Origin of the sequence: Sphingobium sp. RAC03, from assembly GCF_001713415.1 — a bacterium.
Taxonomy (GTDB): domain Bacteria; phylum Pseudomonadota; class Alphaproteobacteria; order Sphingomonadales; family Sphingomonadaceae; genus Sphingobium.
In genome coordinates this window covers 2,466,626-2,478,473 of sequence record NZ_CP016456.1, presented here as the reverse complement: position 1 = coordinate 2,478,473, position 11,848 = coordinate 2,466,626, and the positions used below count along the sequence as shown (strand labels likewise).

Annotated in this window: 13 protein-coding genes; 3 read left to right on the top strand and 10 right to left on the bottom strand. The window is 62.9% G+C overall.

Annotated features, from left to right (window positions below):
- The 6 genes from BSY17_RS16595 to rpsB form a co-directional block, all read right to left on the bottom strand.
- Positions 1-741: an isoprenyl transferase gene (locus BSY17_RS16595; RefSeq protein ID WP_069066292.1), complete on the bottom strand. Its 741-nt coding sequence runs from the start codon at positions 739-741 to the stop codon at positions 1-3.
- Positions 742-784: 43 nt separating this feature from the next.
- Entirely contained in the window at positions 785-1,342 is a 558-nt protein-coding gene (gene frr / locus BSY17_RS16590) for a ribosome recycling factor (RefSeq protein ID WP_037472049.1), read from the bottom strand.
- Positions 1,343-1,346: 4 nt separating this feature from the next.
- Positions 1,347-2,072: a UMP kinase gene (gene pyrH, locus BSY17_RS16585; protein ID WP_037472051.1), complete on the bottom strand. Its 726-nt coding sequence runs from the start codon at positions 2,070-2,072 to the stop codon at positions 1,347-1,349.
- Positions 2,073-2,219: 147 nt separating this feature from the next.
- Positions 2,220-2,948 carry an EF-hand domain-containing protein gene (locus BSY17_RS16580; RefSeq protein ID WP_069066291.1) on the bottom strand — a complete coding sequence of 243 codons (729 nt, stop codon included), beginning with the start codon at positions 2,946-2,948 and terminating at the stop codon, positions 2,220-2,222.
- Between the two features lie 220 nt (positions 2,949-3,168).
- Positions 3,169-4,095: a translation elongation factor Ts gene (gene tsf, locus BSY17_RS16575; protein WP_069066290.1), complete on the bottom strand. Its 927-nt coding sequence runs from the start codon at positions 4,093-4,095 to the stop codon at positions 3,169-3,171.
- A gap of 97 nt (positions 4,096-4,192) precedes the next feature.
- Entirely contained in the window at positions 4,193-4,951 is a 759-nt protein-coding gene (rpsB, locus tag BSY17_RS16570) for a 30S ribosomal protein S2 (RefSeq protein WP_043152929.1), read from the bottom strand.
- 257 nt (positions 4,952-5,208) lie between these two features.
- Between rpsB and BSY17_RS16565 the strand changes: the two genes are divergently transcribed.
- Positions 5,209-5,433, top strand: coding sequence for a hypothetical protein (locus BSY17_RS16565; RefSeq protein ID WP_069066289.1), 225 nt, complete (start codon positions 5,209-5,211; stop codon positions 5,431-5,433).
- 8 nt (positions 5,434-5,441) lie between these two features.
- On the opposite strand, the gene BSY17_RS16560 is transcribed toward BSY17_RS16565, so the two are convergent.
- Positions 5,442-6,227: a CDP-alcohol phosphatidyltransferase family protein gene (locus tag BSY17_RS16560; RefSeq protein ID WP_069066288.1), complete on the bottom strand. Its 786-nt coding sequence runs from the start codon at positions 6,225-6,227 to the stop codon at positions 5,442-5,444.
- Entirely contained in the window at positions 6,224-6,958 is a 735-nt protein-coding gene (locus tag BSY17_RS16555; RefSeq protein ID WP_069067039.1) for a phosphatidylserine decarboxylase, read from the bottom strand. The genes BSY17_RS16560 and BSY17_RS16555 overlap by 4 nt, the downstream gene beginning before the upstream one ends.
- 158 nt (positions 6,959-7,116) lie before the next feature.
- Between BSY17_RS16555 and BSY17_RS16550 the strand changes: the two genes are divergently transcribed.
- Complete coding sequence (locus BSY17_RS16550; RefSeq protein WP_069066287.1) at positions 7,117-8,337, top strand: NADP-dependent isocitrate dehydrogenase; 1,221 nt, start codon at positions 7,117-7,119, stop codon at positions 8,335-8,337.
- Positions 8,338-8,433: 96 nt separating this feature from the next.
- Entirely contained in the window at positions 8,434-10,047 is a 1,614-nt protein-coding gene (locus tag BSY17_RS16545) for a bifunctional GNAT family N-acetyltransferase/carbon-nitrogen hydrolase family protein (RefSeq protein ID WP_069066286.1), read from the top strand.
- 5 nt (positions 10,048-10,052) lie between these two features.
- Here the strand turns inward: BSY17_RS16545 and nagZ are convergent, their stop codons facing one another.
- Together nagZ and BSY17_RS16535 are read right to left on the bottom strand one after the other, a co-directional pair.
- Complete coding sequence (gene nagZ / locus BSY17_RS16540) at positions 10,053-11,066, bottom strand: beta-N-acetylhexosaminidase (protein ID WP_069066285.1); 1,014 nt, start codon at positions 11,064-11,066, stop codon at positions 10,053-10,055.
- Positions 11,067-11,118: 52 nt separating this feature from the next.
- Complete coding sequence (locus tag BSY17_RS16535) at positions 11,119-11,841, bottom strand: SPOR domain-containing protein (protein WP_069066284.1); 723 nt, start codon at positions 11,839-11,841, stop codon at positions 11,119-11,121.
- Positions 11,842-11,848: the final 7 nt, after the last annotated feature.

Here is an 11,848-nt window from a genome sequence, read left to right as displayed (position 1 = left end):
CTACAAGCCGCCGAAACGGCGGTCCCTCAGACGGAAGGCATCAAGCGCGCGTGCCAGTTCCGCCGCATCGAAATCGGGCCAGAGCATGTCGGTGAAATAGAGTTCGGCATAAGCGGCCTGCCAAAGCATGAAGTTGCTGAGCCGTTGTTCGCCCGATGTGCGGATCAACAGGTCGAGCGGTGGCAGATCGGCGGTGTCGAGCGCCGCGCCGATCGTCTCCACGCCGATCTCATCCGCGCGTATCTCCCCGCGCGCGACGCGCTGGGCGAGCTGTTGGGCCGCGCGCACCATTTCGTCCTGCGCGCCATAGTTGAGCGCGATGGCGATGACCGGACCGCTATTGGCGGCGGTACGCGCAACGGCGGCCTCGATCAGATCGACCAGCGACGGATCAAGGACGCGATAATTGCCGATCACCCGCAGGCGCACGCCATTGGCGTGAAATTCGTCCAGGTCTGCCTGGATGAAATGGCGCAGCAAACCCATCAGGTCGGCCACTTCGCTGGGTGGACGCTTCCAGTTCTCGGAGGAGAAAGCGTAGAGCGTGAGGCATTCCAGCCCCATGTCGCGGGCCGCGCGCGCGACCCGGCGCACCGCTTCCACCCCGGCACGATGGCCGGCGATGCGCGGCAGCAGGCGCTTCTTGGCCCAGCGGCCATTGCCATCCATGATGATGGCGACATGGCGCGCGCCATGGGCAGGCGCGGTGCTGGTCAGGTCGGGCTTGGCTTGCGTGGCCATCAGATCAGGATGCGGGCAATGGCCACGAAAGGAAAGCCCCGGCTTACTGGCCGAGGATTTCCTTTTCCTTCGACGTCGCAGCGGCGTCGATGTCGGCGATGATGCTGTCGGTCAGCTTCTGGACTTCGGTTTCCAGGCGCTTGCGTTCATCCTCGCTGATTTCGCCCTTCTTTTCATCGGCTTTCAGGCTGTCCATGCCGTCGCGACGCACATTGCGTACAGCGATGCGTGCACCCTCGGCATATTTGCTGGCGAGCTTCGCCAATTCCTTGCGCCGGTCTTCGGTCAGATCAGGGATCGGCAGGCGCAGCGTCTGACCATCGGTGATGGGGTTGAGGCCAAGGCCCGCCGAGCGGATCGCCTTATCGACCGGACCGACATTGGTCTTGTCCCACACCTGAACCGACAACATGCGCGGTTCGGGGGCGGACACGGTCGCGACCTGATTAAGCGGCATGGATGCGCCATAGACGGTGACGGTCACCGGATCGAGCAGCATCACATTGGCGCGGCCGGTACGCAGGCCGGACAGATCGCCGCGCAGCGATTCGACGGCACCGGCCATGCGGCGTTCCAGATCGGATTTGTCATATTGGGCCATGATGTCAGCGCTCCTGATTATGCACGATCGTCGCGACGCCCTGCCCCGCCAACACTGTCGCCAGGTTGCCGGTTTCGCGAATGTTGAACACGACGATGGGGATATTATTTTCGCGGCAAAGGGCAATGGCGCTTGCGTCCATAACCTTTAGGTTATCGGTCAGCACCTGGTCGAAGCTGATCTCGTCATAGCGGGTCGCGTCGGCCACCTTTTTGGGGTCGGCATTATAGACGCCATCGACGCTGGTGCCTTTGAAGATCGCGTCGCAATTCATTTCGGCGGCCCGCAGGGCGGCGGTCGTGTCGGTCGTGAAGAAGGGGTTGCCGGTGCCCGCCGCGAAGATGACAATCCGGCCCTTTTCCATATGCCGCACCGCCTTGCGCCGGATATAGGGTTCACACACCGACGCCATCGGGATCGCCGACTGAACGCGGGTGTCGTAGCCGAGCTTTTCCAGCGCATTCTGCACCGCCAGCGCGTTCATGACCGTGGCCAGCATGCCCATATAATCGGCGCTGGTCCGGTCGAACCCCTTCGCTGCACCAGCCAGCCCCCGAAAGATATTGCCGCCGCCCACGACGACGCACAGCTCGAATCCGGCGTCGCGCGCGGCCGCAATCTCGCCCGCGACACGGTTGACGGTTTCCGGCTCGATGCCGAACTGGCCCTGCCCCATCAGGACTTCACCGGACAACTTCAACAGGATGCGCTTGTAGGCAGGCCGGGTCATAGGCGGTGGGGAGTCCATGTTGCTAGCGGGAAGGCCAGCGATCATTAGTCAGCCCAGCGCCCAATGCCAAGGGGCGTTTGTCGTCAAATATCGCGCCGCATCGCTGGATGGCCTTTGCCGTCCCGCAATTACCGTCCAGTGGAACCGTCAGCAAGGACGATCGGGCAGGCAGGGCGGTCCGCCACTGCCCCGTGGAGCCTTCCCGCCCCGCGACGGGGGCCGCAATTCATCCATGGTCAGCCAGCCATCATGATTGGCATCGGCCGCATCGAACCGTTTGCCTTGATAGGCCAGCAGTTCTTCGAGCGAGAGGCCCGCGTCGTAATTGCTGTTGGCGTTGGCGATCAGGCCGACGCTGAGCGGTTCGATGAGCGCAGCGAGGCCCATGCTGCCAGGGTCATCGCCGACATCGGGCAGGAGGACTTCGGCGATCGGACCATCCCGGTCACCGGTCCCGGCCACTTCCGACGAGGCCACCGACCCCATTTGCCGCTGCCAGGCGACGAATTCCTCATAACTCACCGCGCCATTATGATTGCTGTCGATCTTGGTGAAGCGCGCGCGAATGAGCGTCTCGCGCCGAGCATCGAACAGACTACGCAATTCGGCGATCATGATCATGCCATCGCGGTTGACGTCGCCCTCCCGGAACATCGCCGTCACGACCTTGTCGAACTGCGCCCGTTTGATCGGCTTGGGCGGCGTAGGTTGGCGCGGCCCGCCGCCCCTATCGCCGGGCGGTCCACCACCGCCACCGCCGCCTGGAGGGCCACCAGTGCCGCCGCCCTGCATATCGCCACCCATCCCGCCCTGCGCCAGCACGGGGGCCGTCCATAATAGCAGCGACGCCAGCGCGCCGGACAATATCTTGTGCATCGACAATGCAAACTCCGCCAAAGTCGGAGACAGGCAGGCGGATAGCCATCCGACCGCGCACGCCCCCGAAGCCACGTCTGCGGCAGAGACGGCACGGTGTTGGCAATTCAGTAGATCGGAAGACTATTCCATGGTGCCTATCGCCCGATGCGGTGTTCGCCAAAAAAAAGAGCGCCCAGCGGGGCGCTCTTTTCCTTGTTTCAGACTGTACGTCCGTATGTCAGACGCCGGCAGCCGCCGCGACTTCGGCCGCGAAGTCGCTGACTTCCTTTTCGATGCCTTCGCCCAGCTGGAAGCGGACATAGCCCTTCAGGCTGATCGACGCGCCGGCGTCCTTGGCGGCCTTGGCAACCACGTCGGCGACCGGGGTCTTGTTGTCCATCACAAACAGCTGCGAGAGCAGCGCGTTTTCCTTGGCGAACTTGGCGACCGCACCGTCGACCATCTTGGCGACGATCTCAGCGGGCTTGCCCGATTCGGCGGCCTTTTCAGCAGCGATCGCGCGCTCACGCTCCAACAGCGACGGATCGATGTCCGACGCGGCCAGCGCCAGCGGGAAGGCAGCGGCGATGTGCATCGCGATCTGCTTGCCCAAAGGCTCCATGACCTCAGCCGAGGCATCGCCTTCCAGCGCGACCAGCACGCCGATCTTGCCCAGGCCCGGTGCCGCAGCATTGTGGACGTAGGGAACGACGACACCCTGGCTCACTTCGACATGGCCGACGCGGCGCACGGTCTGGTTCTCGCCGATGGTGGCGATGTTGGCGACCAGCTTTTCAGCGACGGTGCCGCCCGACGGATAAGCAGCGGCCGACAGCGCTTCGGCGTCAGCAGCGCCGGTTTCGAGCGCGATCGTCGAGACGGTGCGAACGAAATCCTGGAACTGTTCGTTCTTGGCGACGAAGTCGGTTTCGCTGTTCACTTCGACGGCAACACCCTTGGTCCCGGCGACGGCAACGCCGACCAGACCTTCGGCCGCGGTGCGGCTCGACTTCTTCTGCGCAGCGGCCAGACCCTTGGCGCGCAGCCAGTCGGTTGCCGCTTCGATGTCGCCATTGGCTTCGGTGAGCGCCTTCTTGCAATCCATCATGCCCGCGCCCGAACGGTCGCGAAGTTCCTTGACGGAAGCGGCGGTAATATCGGCCATGTTTCGGCTCCTAAATCAGTGTGGTTCAAATATGCGGCAGGGCGCGTCTCTGAAAGAGCGCGCCCTAGCCTGTCATTCTTTCAGTTGCGCGACGCTCTTAGGCTTCGGCGACAACCTCTTCCGCCATCGGCTCGTCCATCGCGCCCAGGTCGACGCCCGAAGCCTGCTGCGCACCACGGTTGCCCTTGGTCGCAGCGGCCGCAATGGCGTCGCAATAGAGGCGGATGGCGCGGCTGGCGTCGTCGTTCGCGGGAACCGGGAAGGCGATGCCGTCGGGCGAGACGTTCGAATCAAGGATCGCAACAACCGGGATACCGAGCGTGTTGGCTTCCTTGATCGCCAGTTCTTCCTTGTTCGCGTCGATCACGAACATGACATCGGGAATGCCGCCCATGTCGCGGATGCCGCCGAGCGACATTTCGAGCTTCTCATGCTCGCGCGTCATCTGAAGCACTTCCTTCTTGGTCAGGCCGTGGGTGTCACCCTGCAGCTTTTCCTCAAGGGTCTTCAAGCGCTTGATCGAACCGGAAATGGTCTTCCAGTTGGTGAGCATGCCGCCCAGCCAGCGATGGTTGACGAAATGCTGACCAGACTTGCGCGCGGCCTCGGCGATCGGATCCTGCGCCTGGCGCTTGGTACCGACGAACAGCACCTTGCCACCGGCGGCAACCGTACCCGACACGAAGTCGAGCGCGCGGCCGAACAGGGGCACGGTCTGCGACAGGTCAAGGATGTGGATGCCGTTGCGCTCGCCGAAGATGTACGGCTTCATGCGCGGATTCCAGCGATGGGTCTGGTGGCCGAAATGCGCGCCAGCGTCGATCAATTGGTGCATGGTGACAACAGGAGCCGCCATAAGATAATCTCCTTCCGGTTAATGCCTCTGGGAATCGGGAACCGCAGATGGTCTGAAAGACCGCTGCCAGCACCGGATATGATGATTCCCATGTGGAATGAGGCGCGCCTTTAACGCCGCAGAAAATAATGTGCAAGGCTTGACTTGCGCCGCAAAACGGAACATAAAGTGAACAAACGGAACAAAGGCGGTTCGCCGCCGTTGAAACCGTCATAGTGAGGCCAGCCGTGCAAATGGCAAGATGGAAAGTGACCGTTATGTTCACATTCGTTGCAGCGACCCTGTTTCTTGGCGCATTCCTGATGGCCGTGGGAACCATCGCATGGATGTTCCTGCTCTATCATGACAAGATGATCGCCGCGCTCCAGTTCGAGCCGATCCCGCACACGCCTGTTTACCATGTACGTATCCGTCGTCCCCGTGCCGCCGATGCAGACCGCGTTTCCGCCGTCCGAGTACCGAACGGCATTTTCGCGGCCTGATCATTTTCTCAGGCGGGCGTTGGCGGTTCCGCCTCGCGGGTCCGCACGACCTTGGCATAGGAGATGATGCCGAACGGGATCAGGGCCACATAGACTGCGCAGAGCAACAGCAGCGTCAGCCAAGGATCAGTTACCAGCAACGCCGCCATCAACCCGGCAAAGGCAATGACTTCCAACCGGATACGCTTGCGCAACCGCAGCGCCGACCAGCTATAGGTTGCGATGTTGGAAATCATCAGGAAGGCGACGAACGCCGTCCAAGGTGCCACGACATACCAGGCGCGGAACAGATCCTCGCCCGTCACCAACCACAGATAGAGCGGCACGAAGGACAGGCCCGCCCCGGCCGGCGCGGGAACGCCGGTCATGAAACCGGCGGATTTATGCGGCTGTTGTTCCGCATCGATATTGGCGTTGAAGCGCGCCAGGCGCAGCGCGCAGGACAAGGCGTGGGCCAGCGCGAAGATCCAGCCGAATTTCGGCATGGCGTGCAGCGACCAGAGATAGAGGATCAAGGCCGGCGCAACGCCGAAGGCGATCGAATCGGACAGCGAATCCAGTTCCGCGCCGAATCGGCTTTCGCCGCGCAGCATCCGCGCGATCCGGCCATCCAGTCCATCCAGCACCCCGGCAAAGATGATCGACAGCACGGCCCGTTCCCAATCGCCCGATATGCCGTAGCGCACGCCGGTCAGACCGAAGCACAAGGCCATTGCGGTCACAGCATTGGGGGCTAGCATGCGCAGGGTGATGCCCCGCCGCATGCCCTGCGGCACGGCGCGCCGCCGCCTCATTGTTGAATACCGGCGACGACCCGGCGATCACCCATTTGCCCAAGGATGGTTTCCCCGGCGATGGTGCGCTGGCCCAGGATCACGCGCGGCGCGGTTCCGGCGGGCAGATAGACATCGACCCGGCTGCCGAAGCGAATGAGGCCGATCCGCTGTCCTGCCGCGACCATGTCGCCGGGCTTGACGAACGGCACGATCCGGCGCGCCACCAGGCCCGCAATCTGCGTAAAGCCGATGCGCACGCCATCATGGCGTTCAACCAAAATATGCTGGCGCTCATTATCCTCGCTCGCCTTGTCGAGATCGGCATTGAGGAATTTGCCCGAAATATAGACGACCGACTTGATCGTGCCGCCAATCGGCGTGCGATTGATATGGACGTCGAACACGCTCATGAAAATGGACACGCGGATCATCGGCTGATCGCCAAGGCCATCGACGCCCGCCATTTCGCGCGGCGGCGGCACGCGCTGGATCAGCGTCACCAGGCCATCGGCCGGCGCGATGATCGCGCCTTCATCCTGTGGCACGGCCCGCACGGGATCGCGGAAGAAGGCGAAGACCCAGATCGTCACCATCAGCATCAGCCATCCCAGCACCTCCCATCCCACGAGGAACAGAAGCGCCGTGATCGCGACCGCGATCAGGCCGAATTTCATCCCCTCCGGATGAACCGAGGGAAAGCGCCATTTGACATTGCCGCCAGCGGCGATCGTGATTTCGTTATTGTCCATGGCCACCATCTTTAGGGAGAGAGCTTCCCCCTGACAACGGCCGATCCCGGCGAAGGCTCCGGTCTGTCATATAACTATGCGTGCGCAGTTGAACATTCTGCCCGCTTTGCCTAGGGCGATTGCCAAATCCACCCACGATGAAGAAGGCGAACAGGCGCATGGCGAAGATCAAGGTGAAGAACCCGGTCGTTGAGATTGACGGCGATGAAATGACCCGGATCATCTGGGAATGGATCCGCGAGCGGCTGATCCTCCCCTATCTCGACATTGACCTCAAATATTATGACCTGTCCGTCCAGAAGCGCGACGAGACGAACGACCAGATCACGGTCGATTGCGCCAATGCGATCAAGCAATATGGCGTCGGCGTGAAGTGCGCCACCATCACGCCCGACGAACAGCGGGTTGAGGAATTCAACCTCAAGTCGATGTGGAAGTCGCCCAACGGCACGATCCGCAACATCCTGGGCGGCGTCGTGTTCCGCGAGCCGATCGTCATCAAGAACGTCCCGCGCCTGGTCCCCGGCTGGACCGACCCGATCGTCATCGGCCGCCATGCTTTTGGCGACCAGTATAAGGCGACCGACTTCCTGGTCCCCGGCCCCGGCAAGCTGCGCCTGATCTGGGACGGTGAAAATGGTGAGAAGATCGAAAAGGAAGTGTTCGACTTCCCGGCCGCTGGCGTTGCCATGGGCATGTATAACCTGGACGAATCGATCCGCGATTTCGCCAAGGCGAGCATGAACTATGCGCTCGATCGCGGATGGCCGCTGTATCTTTCGACCAAGAACACCATCCTCAAGGCCTATGACGGCCGCTTCAAGGATCTGTTCCAGGAAGTGTTCGACGCCGAATTCGCCGACAAGTTCAAGGCGGCGGGCATCGTCTATGAGCATCGCCTGATCGACGACATGGTCGCGTCCGCGCTCAAGTGGAGCGGCAAGTTCGTCTGGGCCTGCAAAAATTATGACGGCGACGTCCAGTCGGACACCGTGGCGCAGGGCTTCGGTTCGCTTGGCCTGATGACCTCGGTCCTGCTCTCGCCCGACGGCAAGACGGTGGAAGCCGAAGCGGCGCATGGCACCGTCACTCGCCACTATCGCCAGCATCAGCAGGGCAAGGCGACCTCGACCAACCCGATCGCGTCGATCTTCGCCTGGACGCAGGGCCTTTCCTTCCGCGGCAAGTTCGACGGCACCCCCGAAGTTACCAAATTCGCCGAAACCCTTGAGCGCGTCTGCATCAAGACCGTCGAGGATGGCGCGATGACCAAGGATCTGGCGCTGCTGATCGGCCCGGAACAGGCGTGGATGACGACGGAACAGTTTTTCGAACAGATCCGCGTCAATCTGGAAGCCGAAATGGCCAAGTGGAACTGATAGGCTCCTGAAGCTTTCAGTACGGAAACGGAATGAGGCGGTGCCGATTATTCGGTGCCGCCTTTTCCATAGCCATCGCGCCGAGGGAATGAAGCCATGACGACAGCCACGCAGAAACGCCTTGAGGTGCGCCCGGCGGTGCCGACCGACGTGCGCGCGATCATCCGGCTTATCGCCCGCGTCTATCCGGGCCTGCCCAACTATTCCCCCGCTACCGTGCGCGGCCAGATCAACAATTTCCCCGATGGCTGCTTCGTCGCACTCTACGATAACAAGGTCGTGGGCTATTGCGCGACGATGCGCGTCAGCAAGGGCATGGCCTTTGCGTGGCATGACTGGGAAGAAATCACCGCCAACGGCTTTGGCACGCGCCACAGCGCGGCTGGCGAATGGCTCTATGGCTATGAGATGGCGGTTGACCCCAAGCTGCGCGGCCTGCGCATCGGCCAGCGCCTGTATGACGAGCGTAAGGAACTCGCCGAGCAACTCGATCTGCACGGCATCGTCATTGCCGGCCGGATGCCTGGCTATCTGCGCGCCAAGCGCAAGGTCGAAGGTCCGAAGGATTATCTGGACAAGGTCGCCGCGGGCAAGATCCGCGATCAGGTCGTCAGCTTCCAGCTCAAGAACCAGTTCGAGCCGCTGGGCGTGCTGGAAAATTATCTGCCCGAAGACAAGCAGTCCGACGGCCACGCCGCGCACCTCGTCTGGCGCAACCCCTATGTCGATCCCGACGAAGCGCCCGAAATGCGCGTGCCGCGCGGCGTCGAAAGCGTCCGCCTCGCTACCTGCCAGTTGCAGGCGCGTGCGGTCGAGGATTTCGAGGGGTTCGTCCGAAACATCGAATATTTCGTCGATGTCGCGGCGGATTACCGGTCCGACTTCATCGTTTTCCCTGAGCTTTTCACCCTGCCCCTGCTGTCGTTCGAGACCAAGAAGCTCAATCCGATGGAGGCGATCGACAAGCTTACCAGCTATACCCCGCGCCTGACCAAGGAACTGACGCGGATGGCGTTGCAATATAATATCAACATCATCGGCGGCTCCCACCCGACCCGCGCCGATGATGGCGACATCCAGAATATCGCCTATGTGGCGCTGCGCGATGGCTCGGTTCACACGCAGGAAAAGATCCACCCGACCCCCAATGAGTCCTTCTGGTGGAACATCAAGGGCGGCGATTCGCTCGACGTGATCCAAACCGACTGCGGGCCGATCGGCGTCCTCATCTGCTATGATAGCGAGTTTCCCGAACTCGCCCGCCGCCTGGTGGATCAGGGCGCGCGGATCATCTTCGTGCCCTTCTGCACTGATTCGAGGCTTGGCTATATGCGGGTGCGCTATTGCGCGCAGGCGCGAGCGATCGAGAATCAATGCTATGTCGTGATGTCGGGCAATGTCGGCAATCTGCCCAATGTCGACAATATGGACATTCAATATGCCCAGAGCGCGATCCTGACGCCATGCGACCTGCCCTTCGCGCGCGATGGCATTGCGGCGGAATCGACCGAAAATGTCGAGACGTTGACGATGGCCGACGTGAACCTGGCCGACCTGAGCTGGGCACGGGCCGAAGGGACCGTCCGCAACCTGCGCGACCGGCGGTTCGACCTTTATCATATCGAATGGGACAGCAATCCCGACCATAGCCATGCGCCCAATGGCGGCCCGGTTCCCGCCGGCGGCCATAATTCACCGGGCGGCGGCTGAGGCGATCAGGCCGCGACCGGTTCCAGCAGCCGGTCGCGCGTCGCCAGCAGCGCTTCGAGCGGCGGCTGATCCGCGCCGCGCGGGGCGCTGGCCATCGCACGATCGAGCCGTAGGCGGGACTCCGCTCGCATATCGGGCAAGGCGTCGGCGATGGCGACCATATCGTCCATCCGCCCCCAGCAGTTCAGCGCGAGGTCGCACCCCGCCGCCACGACGCCTGCGGCCAGTTCCGCGATGCTGCCATCCAGCGCCTTCATGTCGAGATCATCGGACATCAGCAGCCCGTCAAAGCCGATGACATCTCGGATGATCCCGCCGATCACTTTGGGCGACAGACTGGCGGGCTGTTCGGCATCCCAGGCGGTATAGACGACATGCGCCGTCATCCCCATAGGTGCCCAGTCCAGTGTGCGGAACGGGCCAAGGTCGGTTTCCAGCGCATTGAGGTCGGCCTTCACCACCGGCAGTTCCAGATGGCTATCGACCAGGGCGCGACCATGCCCCGGCATATGTTTGACGATGCCGACCACACCGCCCTGCGCCAGCCCCTCCAGCGTCGCGCGGCCCAGCGCGGCTACCCGCATCGGCTCGGCCCCCAACGTCCGGTCGCCCATGATGTCGCTTGCGCCCTCCTGCCGCACATCCAGCAACGGCAGCGCATCGACGGTGATGCCGACCTCGGCTAGCGTCAGGGCGATAGCATGGGCATTGGCCCGCGCCGCCGCAATCGCGCTCGACGGCGCAACATCATAGAGGCGATTGAACACAGCGCCGGGCGGAAAGGCTGGCCAGACCGGCGGGGCCATCCGCGCCACGCGACCGCCTTCCTGATCGATCATGATCAGCAGATCGTCGCGCCCATGCAAGGCGCGCAGATCGTCGGTCAGCGCGCGCAGCTGCGCCCGATCGACGATGTTGCGCTTGAACAGGATATAGCCTGCGGGCTGCGCCTCGGCAAAGAAGGCGCGCTCGTCAGGGGTCAGGACTGGGCCGGACAGGCCGAAAATGACAGGCTTCATGGCATCGACGGTAACGATGTGCGGCCCTTCTGTCGAAGGGCTTTATCCGTTTCTAATTGACCATCAGGCAGCTTTCGCCCGCTACCTTGAGCTTGCCGCAAATCACGCTGGCCTGCCCCCCCGCACTGGCGCGCAGGCGATAGACGGTGCCGCCGCCGACCTGGGCCGGTTCGACGGTCATGGCGAGTGGCGCGAGATAGGCGAAGCGCTTGGACAGGCGGCTCCAGGCATCCTTGGCACCCGCCGCGCTGCCATAGGCGCCCAGTTGGATCATCGCGCCGCCGCTCGCGGCCTTGGTGGCGGCAACGGGCGTGTTGCTTGTGCCGTCGGTCACGGGCGCGGAGACGCTTTGCGCAGGCTTGACCGGCACGACCGGCCTGGTGCCGGTGGGCGCAGGCGTGCCCTTGGCCATCGGCGTTTCGGGCACGCGGCTGGGGTCGATCCGCCCGTCACGCGCCACGCCCTCGCTTGCGGCGAAGCTGGCATCGCCCTCGCCATCGAACTTGCGCGCATCGGCTTCGTTTGCGGCGATCTTATAGTCCTGCGGCGGCGCGGCGATGAGTTGCCCTTCACCAGCCAGATTAGCGCCGTTGCGATTCTGCACCCACCACACACCGGCGACGACCGCGCCCACCAGGATCAGGCCGAGCAGGATCAAGCCGAGCAGACGCAGCGGCGAAAGGCTTTCCGGGTCGCTATCGTCGATCGCGGGCTCCAGCCAGGGCAGCCGGTCCTCATCGTCGAAATCGAGTCGACCGCGCCCATAGTCGCTCATCGTCACT